15 protein-coding genes and 1 pseudogene are annotated in these 15,321 nt (G+C 69.6%); 7 read left to right on the forward strand and 9 right to left on the reverse strand.

What is annotated here, in order from left to right:
* Positions 1-179: 179 nt before the first annotated feature.
* Together A3Q37_RS25620 and A3Q37_RS25625 are read left to right on the forward strand one after the other, a co-directional pair.
* The gene (locus A3Q37_RS25620; protein WP_065487971.1) at positions 180-803 is read left to right on the forward strand and encodes a DJ-1/PfpI family protein; all 624 of its coding nucleotides are present in this window, start codon (positions 180-182) and stop codon (positions 801-803) included.
* Positions 796-1,434 carry a MarR family winged helix-turn-helix transcriptional regulator gene (locus tag A3Q37_RS25625; RefSeq protein ID WP_079137992.1) on the forward strand — a complete coding sequence of 213 codons (639 nt, stop codon included), beginning with the start codon at positions 796-798 and terminating at the stop codon, positions 1,432-1,434. The genes A3Q37_RS25620 and A3Q37_RS25625 overlap by 8 nt, the downstream gene beginning before the upstream one ends.
* Before the next feature lie 156 nt (positions 1,435-1,590).
* Here A3Q37_RS25625 and A3Q37_RS25630 read toward each other — a convergent pair whose 3' ends face one another.
* From A3Q37_RS25630 to A3Q37_RS25645, 4 genes are read right to left on the reverse strand one after another with little or no spacing between them, the layout of a single operon-like run.
* Complete coding sequence (locus tag A3Q37_RS25630) at positions 1,591-2,562, reverse strand: nucleotidyltransferase domain-containing protein (protein WP_065487972.1); 972 nt, start codon at positions 2,560-2,562, stop codon at positions 1,591-1,593.
* Between the two features lie 40 nt (positions 2,563-2,602).
* Positions 2,603-3,547 (reverse strand): phosphotransferase, encoded by a 945-nt coding sequence (locus A3Q37_RS25635; RefSeq protein ID WP_065487973.1) that lies wholly within the window; start codon positions 3,545-3,547, stop codon positions 2,603-2,605.
* Positions 3,547-4,713, reverse strand: a complete 1,167-nt coding sequence (locus tag A3Q37_RS25640; protein ID WP_255311946.1) for a hypothetical protein — start codon at positions 4,711-4,713, stop codon at positions 3,547-3,549. The genes A3Q37_RS25635 and A3Q37_RS25640 overlap by 1 nt, the downstream gene beginning before the upstream one ends.
* 15 nt (positions 4,714-4,728) lie before the next feature.
* Positions 4,729-5,388, reverse strand: a complete 660-nt coding sequence (locus tag A3Q37_RS25645) for a histidine phosphatase family protein (RefSeq protein WP_065487975.1) — start codon at positions 5,386-5,388, stop codon at positions 4,729-4,731.
* Positions 5,389-5,559: 171 nt separating this feature from the next.
* Here A3Q37_RS25645 and A3Q37_RS25650 point away from each other — a divergent pair, with 171 nt between their 5' ends.
* Both A3Q37_RS25650 and A3Q37_RS25655 read left to right on the forward strand, forming a co-directional pair.
* On the forward strand, positions 5,560-6,327 hold the full coding sequence (locus tag A3Q37_RS25650) for a GntR family transcriptional regulator (protein ID WP_065487976.1): 768 nt from the start codon (positions 5,560-5,562) through the stop codon (positions 6,325-6,327).
* A gap of 402 nt (positions 6,328-6,729) precedes the next feature.
* The gene (locus A3Q37_RS25655) at positions 6,730-8,559 is read left to right on the forward strand and encodes a serine/threonine-protein kinase (protein ID WP_065487977.1); all 1,830 of its coding nucleotides are present in this window, start codon (positions 6,730-6,732) and stop codon (positions 8,557-8,559) included.
* A gap of 28 nt (positions 8,560-8,587) precedes the next feature.
* On the opposite strand, the gene A3Q37_RS25660 is transcribed toward A3Q37_RS25655, so the two are convergent.
* Positions 8,588-9,442: a helix-turn-helix domain-containing protein gene (locus A3Q37_RS25660; RefSeq protein ID WP_065487978.1), complete on the reverse strand. Its 855-nt coding sequence runs from the start codon at positions 9,440-9,442 to the stop codon at positions 8,588-8,590.
* 177 nt (positions 9,443-9,619) lie between these two features.
* Here A3Q37_RS25660 and A3Q37_RS25665 point away from each other — a divergent pair, with 177 nt between their 5' ends.
* The 3 genes from A3Q37_RS25665 (at position 9,620) to A3Q37_RS25675 (ending at position 11,993) form a co-directional block, all read left to right on the forward strand.
* Positions 9,620-10,507, forward strand: a complete 888-nt coding sequence (locus tag A3Q37_RS25665) for an alpha/beta hydrolase (RefSeq protein WP_065487979.1) — start codon at positions 9,620-9,622, stop codon at positions 10,505-10,507.
* A 377-nt stretch (positions 10,508-10,884) separates the two neighbouring features.
* Complete coding sequence (locus tag A3Q37_RS25670) at positions 10,885-11,433, forward strand: TetR/AcrR family transcriptional regulator (protein WP_065487980.1); 549 nt, start codon at positions 10,885-10,887, stop codon at positions 11,431-11,433.
* 116 nt (positions 11,434-11,549) lie between these two features.
* Positions 11,550-11,993 carry a MarR family winged helix-turn-helix transcriptional regulator gene (locus A3Q37_RS25675; protein ID WP_065487981.1) on the forward strand — a complete coding sequence of 148 codons (444 nt, stop codon included), beginning with the start codon at positions 11,550-11,552 and terminating at the stop codon, positions 11,991-11,993.
* Positions 11,994-12,321: 328 nt separating this feature from the next.
* Here A3Q37_RS25675 and A3Q37_RS36910 read toward each other — a convergent pair whose 3' ends face one another.
* The 4 genes and pseudogenes from A3Q37_RS36910 to A3Q37_RS38035 all read right to left on the reverse strand — a co-directional run.
* The gene (locus A3Q37_RS36910) at positions 12,322-12,819 is read right to left on the reverse strand and encodes a hypothetical protein (protein ID WP_141693612.1); all 498 of its coding nucleotides are present in this window, start codon (positions 12,817-12,819) and stop codon (positions 12,322-12,324) included.
* Complete coding sequence (locus A3Q37_RS38030; protein ID WP_255311947.1) at positions 12,812-13,330, reverse strand: hypothetical protein; 519 nt, start codon at positions 13,328-13,330, stop codon at positions 12,812-12,814. Before A3Q37_RS38030 ends, A3Q37_RS36910 begins: the two co-directional genes overlap by 8 nt.
* Positions 13,331-13,473: 143 nt before the next feature.
* Entirely contained in the window at positions 13,474-14,118 is a 645-nt protein-coding gene (locus A3Q37_RS25685) for a hypothetical protein (protein ID WP_079137993.1), read from the reverse strand.
* Positions 14,119-14,132: 14 nt separating this feature from the next.
* Positions 14,133-15,321, reverse strand: a pseudogene (locus tag A3Q37_RS38035) (hypothetical protein); the annotation flags it as partial.

Consider the following 15,321-nt stretch of genomic DNA (forward strand, 5'->3'; position numbering starts at 1 on the left):
CGAGCGTAAGTGCTGGTGGGGGGCGGCCTCCATGGCCACCTTGTACGGCTTGGGCGGGATGGTTCGGCAAGGTGTCGCCTCTCTTCTCCTTTCTCCTGGCATCTCCTGGGTTCCCCCTGGCCCATTGACAGCACACTGTCGACATGACAACCTTCTGTCATAAAGTCGAGGAGGTCATCATGACCAGCAGCAGCGCCACAACCGTGCATCTCGCCGTTTACGACACCTTCGCCGACTGGGAGACGGGGTACACGACGGCCCATCTCACGCAGAACGGCTACACCGTGCGGACGGTGGGGCTCTCGCGGGAGCCGGTGACGACCATGGGCGGCCTGCGCGTCCAGCCCGATCTGGCGCTGGCCGAACTGCGCCCGGAGGACAGCGCGTTGCTGATCCTGACCGGCACGGCCGGCTGGGACACGGGCGAGACGCTGGCCCCGTTCGCGCGGGCGGCCCGTTCCTTCCTGGACGCGGGGGTGCCGGTCGCGGCGATCTGCGGGGCGACGGCCGGGCTGGCCCGGGAAGGGCTGCTGGACGACCGGGCGCACACGAGCGCGGTCTCCTTCTACCTCGCGGCGACGGGGTACGCGGGCGGCGAGCGGTACGTGGAGGCGGACGCGGTCACGGACGCGGGGGCGGACGGGGGCGGGAGCCTGATCACGGCCGGGCCGACGGAGCCGGTGGCGTTCGCGCGGGAGGTGTTCGCGCTGCTCGGGGTGTACGACGCGAAGAAGCTGGACGCGTGGTACCGGCTGTTCCACGACTCGGACGCGAGCGCGTACGAGGTGTTGCAGGGTGAGTGAGGGGGGTGCGGGGGACGCCCCGTCGCAGCAGGAGTTGCTGAGCCGGGCGGCGCTGACGGTGTTCCGGCTGAACGGGCAGTTCCTGTCGGTGGCCGACGAGTTGGCGCGGCCGGGCGGGCTCACGGCGGCGTGGTGGCAGGTGCTGGGGGCGGTGCTGCCGGGGCCGTTGCCGGTGGCGGGGATCGCCCGGACGATGGGGATCACCCGGCAGAGCGTGCAGCGGATCGCGGACCTGCTGGTCGAGCGGGGGCTCGCGGAGTACGCGGAGAACCCGGCCCATCGGCGCGCGAAGCTGTTGCGGGTGACGGGGGCGGGGCGCGATGCGGTGTCCCGGATCGACCCGCCCCACGCGGAGTTCGCTGCGCGGCTGGCGGGGGAGGTGGGGATGGAGGACCTGGCGTCCACGGTGACCGCCTTGGACCGCCTGTCGGAGGCCCTGGAGACCCTGAGCGCCGCGGACAACCCACCCCTCCAAGCCACGGACCGGGCCACTCCAAGCACGTCCGCCCCTTTGGCCACGGACCGGGATGCTTCAAGTCCGTCCGCCCCTTTGGCCACGGACCGGGATGCTTCAAGTCCGTCCGCCCCTTTGGCCGCGGACCGGGGTGCCTCAAGCCCGTCCGGCGATTGAGGACGGAACCGTCGAGGTGTCGGGCCTCTGTCCTGCGGTCATGGCTACCCCGGGGTACCGCCCCCGTGCCACGCGCCGATCCCGTCCGATCAAGGCTTCCGTCCTCTAAACGCCGGACGGGCTGAAAAGCCGGACAGGCTGAAAGGAAGGCAGGCGTCAGCGGGCGAGGTTGGCGAGGTAGCTTTCGGTGGCGCTCCACGGGGTCAACTCGATGCCGAATCCACCGGCCCCGGTGGGCCCCTGGATGTGGACCAGGCGTCCGGACAGGTGGACGGTGTCGCCCTGGCGGAACGCACCGGTATAGGCCCCGAGATAGCTGCGCAGGTGTGTGATCCGGCGGGCGAAGACTTCGGCCTCGTCGATCGTCGACGCGATCACGGTTTCGACATCGATGCCGTAGAGCGCCGGTGTCGCCAGGCCTTCGTGGTGGTCGGTGATTCGGGCGAGCACACTGATGTGCCCGACCTCCTGCGCGAACACGTCGTGAAAGGTCCGGTCGCCGTCGGCGCGCAGCGGTTCACAGTTGATGTGGGCGCCGGCCCCGGTGGTCAGCCCTTGCAGTTTCCGGGCTTCCTGTCGCAGCAGCATGTCGAAGGACGATCCGGCCATGTACTTGGCACGGCGCAGGTACAGCCGGGTCAGGGTCTCCCCCTCGTACGGGCGGATCAGTGACCGCTCGGTGAACAGGTTCTGGGCCTCCTCGTAGCCACGGGGGCCGTAGCAGACCAGATCGATGTCCGAGCGTGCGCCCGCCACCCCGACGAGGAAAGAGCCGGTGACGCCGATGACGTCGTCGGCCTCATGGTCCACGATCCAGCCGATGACAGCGAGCAGATCCCGACTCACCGCGGAGCCGTCCAGCAGGCCCGGTGTCTCGTGCAGAGCGGCCAGGGCCTGTCGGCACGAGTAGTGCATCACGACGTCCTCGCGGGGCACGCCGGTGATCACACATCCGATCGCGGGCGAATAGACGTAGCACTCAGGGCGGTCGGCCAGGATCCCGAATGCCTTGGAGACAACCGTGTTCTGCCGGTAGGTCCTTCCGAACAGCGTCCGGTCTCCGCGCTCGTCGGGGTAGTACTTCACGTACCCCAGCCAGTGCGAGCCCGGGTGGACGTCGCCGATCACCTTGAAGATGACGCCGGACCGGTCGAGCAGGTAGTCCCGGTCACGTACGGCCGGGAGTGTCCTGCCCAGAGGCGAAGCTGTCGAGGGTCGGGAAGAGGGCGGTGTCGATGTTCCCGGTGCGCTCATACTGCTCGAGTCCCTTCAGGAAAAGGTGACGCCGGTACTGCCATTTCTGGTGCTTGTCGGCCCGGGCCGGTTCGGGCGGCCGCATCAACGCCAGAAAGAACAAGCTTTTGACCAGGAGAAAAGCCCCCCGATGCGGACTGACCCGCGGGCGGCCGGTGGCCCGGGCAGCCGAATCGAGAACGCCCAGGTACCGCTCGCGCTGCTGTGGGGTAGCTGCGTAGCCCTTGGCGCCCCCCTTGAAGGGGATGACCTCCAGGGCCAGGGCGACGTCGTATCCCAGGGGCGTCACGCCATGGTGCTGCCAGTCGATGACCCCTGCGGGCAGGACGTTCGGCAGCCCGTAATCGAGGTGGCCCCACACCATGGGCGTGCCGGTGAGCTCGTCCGTAGCCCGGGCGAGGGCTGCGCGGGCTCGGCGGGTGTCGAGATCGGGGTTCTCGGTGAAGACGTTGCGCGTCCAGCCCGCCTGTTCGACCCACCGGCGCAGAGCATGGGGTCCCCCGTCGACGGGATGTGCGGCCTGGGCGGCAAGCAGCCGGGAGGAGACTTCGGCGAGCTGGTCGACCACCTGGTCGGACAGCTCCCGTCCGCCGTCCAGGGCTGCCAGAGCCTCCTCGTGCAATGACTGCCCACCCAGGGATTCCTCGTCGACGAAGAACGTGCCGGTGCTCGTCTCTCCGTGCTCCAGCACCTGCGGCACCGGGTAGCCCAGCGTGGCGGCCATCTGCTGGAACGCCGCCTCGCTGCGCAGCGCCGGTCCGCCTGTCCGCCGGTATCGGGTGCCGTCGGCCGAGACGTAGACCGCCCCGTCGGCATCGGCTGTCCGCTTCTTGACGAGCCACCAGTCAGTAGTGTCCATCAGGGTGCTCCTCTCATCGGGCCCATCCTCATCGGGCCCATAGGACCGCCTGTTTCCTCTCGGTCGGACAGGGCGCAGGCCAGCGCCCGGGCATCCGTCACCCAGCGCATATCACCTGTCGCAACGCGGTGTCGCAGGTCGGAGAGGAGACCACCCGGAGGAGTCGCCGGTCGGGCGAGGTGGGCCCGGCGCAGGAGCTTGAGAAGGGCCGGTATCCGGGCAGCGCTGATACCGGCCCGCTCGCGGGCGGCGCACAGAGGCAGGTACCAGCCGGTGAACAGACCCTGTACCGCTCGGGCGCGATGCACCTCGTACAGCTGGTCGCTCGCCACGGCCTCGTAGGGAATCTTCCCGTGCAGGGCGTACCGCAGCCGCATCGGCCCGTGCCGACGGAACGGGGCGCCGTAGGCAGCCACGTTGGCCGCTGCGTTCTCGGTCACCGTCATCACCGGCCGTACGGCACCGAACTCGTCGGCGGCGGCCAGCACCGCGACATGCAGCCCGGCCCGTGGATCCAGCACCATGCCCTCCAGCCCGAGCGGCGACAGATCCACCCCGTGATCCCGGGTACGGGAGAGCACGAGCAGCTGAGGTACGTGGTGGGCGATGGCGAACAGGTGCGACGGTGTCCGAGCCCCGGCGGCATGTACGTCGTCCCGCCCGAGAACGGGGCCGTACGCGGTGCGGTCGAAGACCAGCAGCGGCCGGAGTGCCACTCGGCCGCCCCCGTGGCCACAGGAACGGCAGTCGCCTGCCGTCCCCACGCCGGCCATGTACCCGCAGCGAGTGCGGAGCCGAACGGGCAGGTCCCGCACGGTCAGCGTTCCGTCGGCCAGCAGCCCCCTGGTCATTTCCAGGGCCAGACGGGCCACTTGATGGTCGGCATCAGTGCGCAGACCGCCCCTCGGAGCCCGACCGGGTGCGTACTTCGCCACGACTGCTTCCTTCTCGCGCTGCTGCCTGCTCACCGTGTCCCGGTCTGTTGCGCAGCGGTGGCGCACATCCCCGGCGAGAGTGACGGTGTTCCACAGGTGCGGCACGGGGGCCAGGCCGAGCAGGGCGTTCAGCGCCTCGGCGAGCCGTATCCCCGCGGCCTTGCCCGGCCGCTCGGCGAAAGTGAAGCCGCCGTTCTGCACCGGTCCGTTGAAGTAGGCGACGCTGCTCATCACCGGGTCCTCGTCTCAGCAGTCGGGCTCGGCGGCACTGACCTGGTGGAAGCGACGGCCACGCTGCTCGTAGACGAGAACCCCCGCATTCGGCGTCTTGCGGACCCTGGCCTCGTCGACCAACTCGGTCACCGGCCTGCGCTCCAGGACACTGCGCAGCGCGAGGATCGCCGTGTGGTGGGTGATGGCCACCACGACCGGGGCACCTTCGTCGAGGCCTTCGACGAAGGCCGTTGCCCTGCCCAGCACGCCGACCGCCAGGGACTCGCCGCACTTGCCCGGAGGCTTCCACAGGTGCTTGCGAACCTGCCGGTCCTCTTCGCACTCGGGCCAGGTCGCGAACAGCTCACGCTTGGTCATGTACGTGGCATCGCCGTAGTGCTGCTCGTTCAGCAGGGCGGTGACGTCGGCGACCTGCCCAGGCAGCGCCAGCTCCTTGGTGTCCAGGGCCCGCCGGTACCAGGAGGAGTACACGTACGGGTCGCGCCCCACGAGGTCGTCGAGCGCGGTACGCAGCCACTGGCACTGGCGGTAGCCGCGCGGCGTCAGCCCGACGAGGTCACGGGACAGGGCGTGTGCGGCCCGGCTGTCCCACGGCCGTGGGTCCTGGTAGAAGCTGGTGTGTCTGGTCGCGTTCTCGATCGACTCGGCATGGCGTACGACAGTGAGGAGCATGCGTCACCCCCAGGTGAGACTGGCGAGGATCAGGCGGCCCGCGGCGGGATGGACCACGCCAATGACGGTGCGTTAGAACTAGGACTATCTTCGACAGCACTCGAGAGGGCGTCAATAGAGCTAGGACTATCGAGTGAAGTTGTCCGAATCCGCATGAAACAGGAGGTACGGATGAGCAGCCCCGCCTACCGGCAGATGGCCGCTGAGCTGCGCGCCGCCATCGAGGACGGGACCTATCCCGCGGGCGGCACCCTGCCGAAAATCATCGATCTGGCCCAGCAGTACGGGGTCGCCAAACAGACCGCCCGCGAAGCCGTGACCGAGCTCGAAGCCGAGGGCCTGGTCGACGTCACCCGCCGCCGCGGAACCGTCGTCCGCGCCCAGCCCGTCCGCCGACGCCTCACGCGCGGCCGCCAGGTCCTCCGCGATGAACGCGGCTACTACTTCGACGCCTCGGCCCAGCCCTGGATCGCCCTCGAGCCACCCACCATCACCTGGGCGCCCGCACCCCGCGACATCGCCGCCCTTCTCGGATTCCCCGAGGGCGAGGAACAGCAGGACGTGCTGGTGCGGGACCGCGTCATGGGAGAAGCCACCACCAAGGAACCGCTCCAGCTGGCCACCAGCTACCTGCCCGCATCCCTCGCCCGCGGCACCCGGCTCGCCCAGCGGGACACCGGCCCCGGGGGTATCTACGACCTTCTCGAACAGATGGGCCATGCACCGCTGACCTGGGAGGAAGCCGTCAGCGCCCGCATGCCCACCCCCACCGAGAGCAACCGTCTACGCCTCCCCAAAGGCGTCCCGCTCCTGCGCATCACCCGCACCACCAGCGGCCCGGACGGCACCATCGTCGAGATCAACGACACCCGCATGTCAGCCGACGCCTTCGACATCGGCTACCCCCTCGCCCGGCACCCCAGCGCCCAACGACCGTGACGCCGGACCGGGGCCTCACCAGCCCTTGCGGCGCTCAGACCACGGGACCGGGGGCTTCAAGCCCGTCCGGCGATTGAGGGCGGAACCCTTGATCGCACGAGGGCGGCGCCTACTCCAGCCTGCCCGGCGTTTGAGGGCGGAACCTTGATCGCACGATGGCGGTGCGCAGGTCGGGGCGGTACCCCGGAGTCCCCGGGACGTTCAGGCCGAGGCCCGGCACCTCGACGGTTCCATCCTCAAACGCCGGACAGGCTGGAGGTGGACGCCGCCCTCGCAGGGAAGTCGGGCGCCGGGGTAGACGCCGGACGGGCTGAAAGGGCGGGCTGCAAAAGCAGGCGGGCTTAAGCGGGGGCGGGGCGCGGCGTTATTCTCGTGCGGGCCGCACGGGGGAGGAAGCGCACCATGGACAAGCTCGGGCCCGACGACCCGCACCACATCGGCGCGTACCGACTCCTCGGCCGCCTCGGCGAAGGCGGCATGGGCCAGGTCTTCCTCGCCCGCTCCGACCGCGGCCGCACCGTAGCCCTCAAACTCGTCCGCCGCGAGCTCGCCGAGCAGCCCGAGTTCCGCGCCCGCTTCCGTCAGGAGGTCCACGCCGCGCACCGGGTCGGCGGCGCCTGGACCGCCCCGGTGCTGGACTCCGACACCGAGGCCCCCGTCCCCTGGGTCGCCACCGGTTACGTCGCCGGGCCCTCCCTCCACCGCGTCGTCTCCGGCCGCCCCGGCGCCCCGGTCACGGCCTCGGGGGCGTACGGCCCGCTGCCGCCCCGTTCCGTACGGTTCCTGGGGTCCGGGCTCGCCCACGCCCTCCAGCACATCCACGGGGCCGGGCTCATCCACCGGGACCTGAAGCCCTCCAACGTGTTGATGACCATCGACGGGCCCCGGGTCATCGACTTCGGCATCGCCCGCGCCCTGGAGTCCGTGGCCGACGGCGATCTGACCCGCACCGGGGTCCTCGTCGGCTCGCCCGGGTTCATGGCCCCGGAGCAGGTGCGCGGCGAACGCGTGACCACCGCGTGCGACGTGTTCTGCCTCGGGTCCGTCCTCGCGTACGCCGCGTCGGGCCGGCTGCCGTTCGGTACGGCGGACAGCGGCGGGGTCCATTCCCTGATGTTCCGGATCGCCCAGGAGGACCCGGACCTGACCGGCGTACCGGCGGAGCTGGCCGACGTCGTCCGGGACTGCCTGGCGAAGGACCCGGCGGCCCGCCCCGGTACGGACGAGATCCTGGCCCGCCTGGGCGAGGCGGACGCGGACGAGCCCTGGCTGCCCGCCACCCTCCTCGCCCAACTCGGCCGCCAGGCGGTGGGGTTGCTCGACGCGGAGGACCCGGAGCACCCGGAGGAGCCGGGAGGCCCGAGAGCCACGGAGCGCCCGGGAGGCCCGGGAGCCCCGGACGGCCCGCGAGGCCCGGAAAGCCTGGGAGGCACGCAGGGCCCACGAGCCCCGCAGCAGCCAACAGCCGCCGCGAACCCCGTAGCCCCACAGCAGCCACCAGCCACGGCGAACCCAGTAGCCCCGCAGAAGCCAACGGCCCCCGCAGCCCCACAGCATGCCGAGGGCCCACGCACCCTGCCCAGCCCCCCGCAGCCCGCACCGCCCGCCGCCCCCATACCCCCCTGGCCCCACTCCCACCCGCACCCCCACACGCCCCACCACCCCCCGTACGGCAGCCCGCCCGCCCGGGAACGCCGTTCCGCCGGGGCCACCGCCGCGCTCATAGCCGTCGCCGTCGTCGTGGCGATAGGCGCGGGCGGATCGGTCTACGCGTTCATGAAGGGCGACGGGCCGGGCACGACCGTCTCCCCCGGGCCCTCGGGCTCCGCCGACGGGGACAGCGGCGGCAAGGGGCAGCAGGCCGGCAGCGAAGGGGCCGTCCCCGAGGGGTTCCTCGGCACCTGGTCCGGCTCCATACCCGGCGAACAAGGCACCTCCACCCGTACGTTGACCATCCGCCAGGGCGACGTGGGCGACCAGGTCCTCGCCCTCACCGCCGAAGGGCCCCTCGCGTCCGGGTCCACGTACCACTGCGAGTTCAGCGCCCCGCTCGCCGGCAACCCCGCCGGGGACGGCCCGGTCCGTATCGGCCCCTCCACGGTGTCCTCCGGGAGTCCGGCCTCCTCCTGCTCCCCCGGGAAGCCCACCGAACTGACCCTGCTCCCGGACGGCACCCTCCGCCGCACCACGACCGGCACGGGCGAGAGCCTGATCTACACCAAGGCCGACTGAGAACGCGGAACGGAAGAACGCCTCGGCGTCACGTACCGCGCGCCAGCTCCGCCAGCCGGTCCGCGTCCGGGGTGCCCGGCTCCGCCGACCAGAGCACGAGCTGCTGCTCCGGCGCCCCCGCGTAGCGGAACGTGTCCCAGTCGAGGGTGAGTTCGCCGACATCCGGGTGGCTGATCCGCTTACTGCCGAAGTCCTGGTGAGCCACGCGGTGTTCGGCCCACCAGACCCTGAAGTGGCGGTCGGCGACCGACAGTTCGCCCACCAGCGCGGTGAGGGCCGGATCGGCGGGGTGCGTGCCCGCCTCCATCCGCAGCACCTCCACACACGTACGGGCGACGTCCTCCCAGTCGGGGTAGATCTCGCGCATCACCGGGTCGGTGAACACCATGCGGACGTAGTTGCGCTCGGCCACCGGCACGGCCGCGAAGTCGCACAGCAGCGCCGCCACCAGCGGGTTCCACGCCAGGATGTCGAGCCTCGGCCCGAAGACGAGGGCGGGCGTGTCCGTGAGCTGGCCCAGGAGCCGCGCCAGATGCGGGTGGACCGTGGGCCGGGCCCGCCGACGCGGGGCCGTACGCCGGTTCCCCGCCCGCGCGGCCTGGTCGATCAGCCCCTCCACGTACGCCCGCTGGTCGCCGTCCAGCCGCAGCTCCCGCGCCAGCGCGTCGAGCACCGGCCGCGACGGCGCGAGGCGGCCCTGTTCGATGCGTACGTAGTAGTCGGTGCTGATCGCGGTCAGCTCGGCCACCTCCTCGCGGCGCAGCCCCCGCACGCGGCGCTGCGTGTGCGCGCGCTCGGGGAGCCCGACCTGGGCCGGGGTGAGCTCGCCGCGGCGGTGCTTGAAGAACTCGCCGAGCTCGCTGAGGTGCGGGGATCCAGCCATGCGCCCAGCATGGCAGCGGGGCGCGCGCTCTGCCTGGGAGAGATCCTTCCTAGGAAGAGGCCCGACCTTCTCCCGCCCCCCTGCCCGCCCTGACAGTGGATACAGGCCGCAGATCGCCGGCCGACATCCCCACCCCTACACCCCCACCCCCTTCGTGATCCCGTCAGGAGCAGAACCATGAGGACCGACGTCCGCTTCCCGACCAACGGCCTTCAGCTCGCAGGCCACCTCTACCTCCCCGAGGGCGTCGACGGCCCGCTCGCCGCGATCGTCGTCGGCCACCCGACGACCGGCGTCAAGGAGCAGTCCCCGGCCCTGTACGCCGCACCCCTGGTCGACGCCGGGTTCGCCGTCCTGACCTTCGACGCGGCCTTCCAGGGCGAGTCCGAGGGCACTCCGCGCGGCCTGGAGGACCCGTTCCAGCGCGCCGAGGACTTCCGCGCCGCGGTCTCCTACCTCACCACCCGCCCCGAGATCGACTCCGAGCGCATCGGCGTGATGGGCGTGTGCGGCTCCGGCGCCTACGCTCCGTACGCCGCCCAGACCGACCACCGCATGAAGGCCGTGGCCGGTGTCTCCGGCACCGACGCCCCCGGCTTCCTGCGCGGCGGCGACCCCGAGGGCTGGGCGCGGATGGTGGCCGCCTCGGGCGACCTGCGCAGCGCCGAGGCAGCGGGCGAGCCCGCGGCCACGTTCCCGGTGCTACCGGAGAAGGCCGACGCCGACACCCCGGCCGCGACCGCCGAGTTCATCGACTACTACAAGACGCCGCGCGGGGCGCACCCCCGTTCCACCGGTGACATGGTGGTCCGCAGCGTCGACCTCCTCGACCAGTTCGACTCCTTCGCCGACGTCGCGAAGATCGCGCCGCGCCCCCTGCTCATGATCGCCGGTACCGAGGCCGTCACCCGCGGCTACTCGGAGAAGGCCGTGGCCGACAGCCCCGGCAACGCGGAGCTGTTCCTGATCGAGGGCGCCACGCACGTGGACCTGTACGACCGCGACGCGTACGTCACGGCGGCCGCCGCCAAGCTCACGGAGTTCTTCCGGAAGCACCTCGGCTGAGGTCGCCGAGACCGCTGACGTCGCTGAGACCGCTGACGTCGCTGTCCACCGCGGCAGGGGCCGGCTCCGCCCTCCCGGGCGGAGACCGGCCCGGCGGCCGTTCCGGAGGTCGGGTCCGGAGGTCGGCCCGGAGACCGGCCCCGCGGTCGGCCCGGAGACCGGCCCCGCGGTCGGCCCGGGGGGGGCGGCCCGGAGGTCGGCCCGGGGGGGCGGCCCGGCGGTCGGTCCGGCGGTCGCGCCCGAGGCGTACGCCCGTACGCTCCCCCGCTCCGTTCTATGCTGCGCGGAGAACCCGGCCGACCGAGCTCACGACCGAGCTCGAAACCGAGGCCGACCCAGAGGCCGACCCCAAGCCCGACCCCCGAGGAGGCACCCGCGTGGCGACAGGGCGCACCGACCCCGAGCGGCGGGACCGCATCATCGACGCGACGCTCGACCTCATCGTCGACGACGGCGTCGCGGGCGTCTCGCACCGTAAGGTCGCCGCCCGCGCGGGCGTGCCGCTGGGCTCGATGACGTACCACTTCTCCGGCATGGACGAGCTGCTGCACGAGGCGTTCACCCGGTTCTCCGGGACGATCGTCGCCGTCTTCGAGGAGCGCCTGGGCGCGGCGACCACCCCCGACGAGGCCCGCGAGGCCGTCGCGGATCTCGTCCACCACCTCTCCGGCGGCAACCAGCGCGAGCTGATCCTCACCCACGAGCTCTACACCCTCGCCGCCCGCCGCCCCGCCTACCGCGAGCTCACGCGCACCTGGATGGGCCGCAGCCGCCGGGCCCTGGAATGGCACTTCGACCCGGCCACCGCCCGCCAGCTCGACGCGCTCATCGAGGGCCTGTCCATCCACCGCGCCCTGGAGACCGAGCCCCACGAGCGCGCCCTCACGGTCGAGGCGATCGCGCGCATCACGGCACCGCGCCCGTAGGCCAGCACCCCACCCACTCACCCACTCACCCACTCACCCACTCACCCACTCACCCACCAAATGGTTGCATGGACATGTATCTTGTTGGGGTACGTCGCCGACAAGGGGAGCTCTCCATGACGATCAAGCAGCAGCCGCGCGCCGCCTCCGATCAGGCCATGTGGGAGTCCGTCCTCGCCCTGCACTCCTTCGTGGAGCGCCGGCTCGCACACGCCCTGCAACGCCGCTTCGGCGTCGGCCTGTCCGAGTACCGGGCCCTGGAAGTCCTCACCCAGGCCGAGAAGGGCGAACACCGGATGCAGGAACTCGCGGACCGCATCGGCCTGGGGCAGAGCTCGGTGACCCGACTGGTGGGACGCCTGGAGAGCGCCGGGTACGCCTACAAGGACACCTGCGCCGACGACAAGCGCGGCGTGTACGCCGTCATCACCGACGAGGGCCGCAAGCACTACCAGGACGCCCGGTCCACCTACGCGGACACCCTCGGCTCAGCCCTCGACGCCGCAAGCACCGACGGCCAGCTCACCCGCGCGGTGCAGGCGCTGCGCGGCGCCGCCTGAGGCGATCGCGGAGAACCGCGGGGCATGGGGGCCGTCCCGACCCTTCTCCGCCAGCCCTACGAGCACGGTCACCAGGAGCGCGCCCGACGGGATCTCCCAGGCAGTCGATGAGCCTTCGCAACCTGGCTGCACGGCGGGGTGTTGGCGGGTGAAACGGAACAGCGAGGCTCCCTCCTGATTTGACGGATTCTTGACCAAGATCACACCTGACTGCGAACCTGGCGAAAACTTCTCCTCGGGCCTCCTCAGACCGAGCCTCTACCTGCCCTCAACCCACGACAACGGCCCACCGACATCTCCGGCGAGCCGTCAAGCTCCCCGGAATTGATCAGTCCAGAGAATCCAGATACTTGGAGTCAAGCGAGATGGGCTGGCGTTTCAGCGCCTGCTCGGCAGTTCCTTTAGGGATGGCGGCTGCATCAATTTCAATGAGGCCGGTGCCGTCCAGCTGGAATGCACCCCCTCGCTCATACATGAGGATCAGAGGAGCGAATGGCTCAGGGAGATCTGGAAGTGGGATTTTGGAATCTCGGAGGGCCGCGAAATTCAGACTCCACTTGACGGTATCTCGAACTACGGGGTGCTGCATTTCAACGCTCTTCATGAGAGGCGCAGAGACCTCTTCGCCGATATCATCCAGCGAGGCGAAATGGCTGGCCACATCATAGAATGGCCATTCGCGAGAGTTTATTTGGCGAGCCCAGATCGCGGAGCGGCGCATAAATTCACGCATGAGGGCCACGCGTGAGCGAGTTCGACTGAAGTCCCCCGACCATTCAATGATTTCGAATCGTTGCGCCAGACTCCGTACTGCAGATTCATTCACGGCTTTTTTCTCGGTGTCGCGCTGCCCACCCCTCTGCGGCAGGAGGGCCCGAAGATGTTGTTCGCCAGTGGCGGTGTCTCGCCGTTGCCTGTACCTTCAGGCCGTTCATCGCATCACTGATCTTGGTCAGCACCGCGCCGACGCCTGTGAGAAGGCGCGTGGTTGGACCGGCGACGCGGCTCGCTTTGTCGGAGGTTCCGGCAAGTCTCTCTGTCAGGGACTCGATGAATGCGGCTGCCTCGATCTCGGTAATCCGCACATGATCGATGTCGTTGTGCCCGAGGTCGTACAGCCGGAGGTACTCGGTCGGTTCCCAGCGTAGGTTGCGGGTAAATGCCTCGTCATGGGTCTGGTCGTCGTCGACGCGCCGTCGGACGATGCCGCGCGGGCTGTGCCGGGGATTTCCCTCGCTGATCTTCGCGAAGTACGTCAACTCACCCCTGCCGTCCAAGGCATCGAGGGTGGCCGGGGACAGGGTGACGAAGGGGGTGGCAGAGGCGTTGCTTTCCACGTCCCGCAAAGGGATCATCACGCCGTTGAACGACTTGGACTCTTCGCGCGCGTTATTGATCGGAGATGTCGGCCACGTGTCACCGCTATGCCCTGGGTATGCCCATGCTTCCGCAGAGCTATGTGGGGCGGATGGAGGGGTGTCTAGCCGAGCACCGCATCGGTGAGGTCCGGTCCCCGCCCGTCAACGATGTCGGGGGCCTGTAGCCCGTACCCCTTTGCTCGACCGTAATACGTCGGATCGCCGGGTTCCGCTTCGGCCCCAAGTGCCTGAGTGAGCTCTTGGAGGGCCAAGGCGAGCCGTGGCGCGTTGTTGGCATGGATGGCGGGATGTGGCTTGCCGCGAAAATCGCACTTGCCCCAGACATCATGATGCACGGACAGTTCGATCCAGAGGTCCGTCTCGTCCGGCGCCACCATGAGCTCCACCAGACGGTGTTCCCCGTGCCGTTTCCTGTCCGCGTCGAACCAAGCACCCGAGCCCAGCACGAGGATTCCGCCGATCTCGGCCCGCGGGTAGCCGGTCGGCCGACAGGCGCGGAGTGCATCGGCCAGTGCACGATCGTCGAGCGAGCGAGTGCCGAGATTCAAGCGGCTATGGATACCGAGTCCGCCCCTGCCGGTCTCGAACCAAGCCCACTCAAGTGAGGACGGCACCAGCAGGTCGTGCTTCTCCAGCACCTCACTCATACGCGCCGCAGTCACGAGCGCGAACTCCAGGCCAGGCTCCGCGACGTCCTCCAGATTCCAGGACCACGAGCCACTCTCTCTGGGGGCGCGCATAAGCATGATCGGTAAACTCCTTAAGGGGTGATGGCATTGGTTGGATATACGGTGATGGACCCGTCATCGAACTTTAGCTCAAAAGATGCGTTGCAGCGGTCGGCAGCCCGTTGGGTGGCTTGAATCTCGCGTTCTGTGACCTCGCTCATGAGTGCTCGAATATCGAGAATTCCCGCTTTGACGCCGATCGGAGTGTTTGGGAGGCCCGCTTCGTCCAGGGATCCCATGAGCTGTGCGTGTGAGATCTTCTTAACGGCGGATTTGATGCCCTTGATGGTGTCGACGTCTTTGAGTTGGGCGGCGTAAACGATGTGCCCGTCGTTGCGAATCAGCACGTCGAGGTCGAGGTTTTCGTCGGGAAGCTTCACCTCGAACTCGATTCCTTTCATTCCCCTGGCCTGGAGCTCTGCGGCATGCTCCATAGCCTGGTGAACAGCTGGCATCATGTCCTTCTGCTTGACCTGGAAAAGAAGACCTTCAGGGTCTTTGAACCCTGGCATATCGGCAAATCTGCCACTGGAAATGTATTTTGCAACAGCCGCCCCGTATTCCGACTTCCTCAGTTGTGTCAGCATACGTCCCTGATCAACGGGGGGAACCTTCAAGTCCTTGAGAGCCGCTACAACGGCGGACTCCTCCGTAGGGATCATGGGCCCACTTGGCTGTTGGCCTATCCGGTTGCGTTCCAGAGTGACCCCAGGCTGGCGCTCCAGGTTTCGGAAGCCGTTGTCCGGAAGATCGCCGTGGCCGCCTCCGTCACCCGAGGGCGGGCCGTCGCTGTCGCTGTGGCCACCCGTGCCCGTCGGGTTGCCCCCGTCCAGGCTGTTCGCCGGGATGTGCCCGTCCTGGCCGCCCCGTGAGCCGCCGCCTGGCGTGCTGTTGTCCGCGCTGTTGGTCGGCATGTTGTTCGCGGTGCCGCCCGGTGCCCTGTCGGGGGTCGTGGCGTCGTTGCTCGTACGACCGAGGTCGTCGCCGGCCCGTCCCGTGTCGCCCGGGTCCGAGCCCAGTCGGATCGTGTCGCTGCCGCTGCGTGCGCCCGCGCCGGCCAGGGCCGGCTGTTCTGCCGGTGTGCGGGGCAGGGGGCTGTCCGCGTCCGTCCTGGCGGGAGCGGACGTGGGCGGGTTCTCGCGCCGGGCGTCGGTGTGGTGCTGTTTGAGGGTGCCGTCCTCGCCGAGGATGTTGCCCTGGCGGTCGAGGTGAACGACGTTG

Origin of the sequence: Streptomyces sp. PTY087I2 (assembly GCF_001687325.1) — a bacterium.
In the GTDB taxonomy this organism is placed as follows: domain Bacteria; phylum Actinomycetota; class Actinomycetes; order Streptomycetales; family Streptomycetaceae; genus Streptomyces.

Bases quoted from the DNA above. Each gene is read 5' to 3' on its own strand.
- A3Q37_RS25620 (WP_065487971.1), top strand. From the start codon at position 180: ATGACCAGCAGCAGCGCCACAACCGTGCATCTCGCCGTTTACGACACC.
- A3Q37_RS25675 (WP_065487981.1), top strand. From the start codon at position 11,550: ATGACGATCAAGCAGCAGCCGCGCGCCGCCTCCGATCAGGCCATGTGG.
- A3Q37_RS25640 (WP_255311946.1), bottom strand. From the start codon at position 4,713: ATGAGCAGCGTCGCCTACTTCAACGGACCGGTGCAGAACGGCGGCTTC.
- A3Q37_RS25685 (WP_079137993.1), bottom strand. From the start codon at position 14,118: ATGCTTATGCGCGCCCCCAGAGAGAGTGGCTCGTGGTCCTGGAATCTG.
- A3Q37_RS25655 (WP_065487977.1), top strand. From the start codon at position 6,730: ATGGACAAGCTCGGGCCCGACGACCCGCACCACATCGGCGCGTACCGA.
- A3Q37_RS25650 (WP_065487976.1), top strand. From the start codon at position 5,560: ATGAGCAGCCCCGCCTACCGGCAGATGGCCGCTGAGCTGCGCGCCGCC.
- A3Q37_RS25635 (WP_065487973.1), bottom strand. From the start codon at position 3,547: ATGGACACTACTGACTGGTGGCTCGTCAAGAAGCGGACAGCCGATGCC.
- A3Q37_RS25665 (WP_065487979.1), top strand. From the start codon at position 9,620: ATGAGGACCGACGTCCGCTTCCCGACCAACGGCCTTCAGCTCGCAGGC.
- A3Q37_RS25660 (WP_065487978.1), bottom strand. From the start codon at position 9,442: ATGGCTGGATCCCCGCACCTCAGCGAGCTCGGCGAGTTCTTCAAGCAC.
- A3Q37_RS25645 (WP_065487975.1), bottom strand. From the start codon at position 5,388: ATGCTCCTCACTGTCGTACGCCATGCCGAGTCGATCGAGAACGCGACC.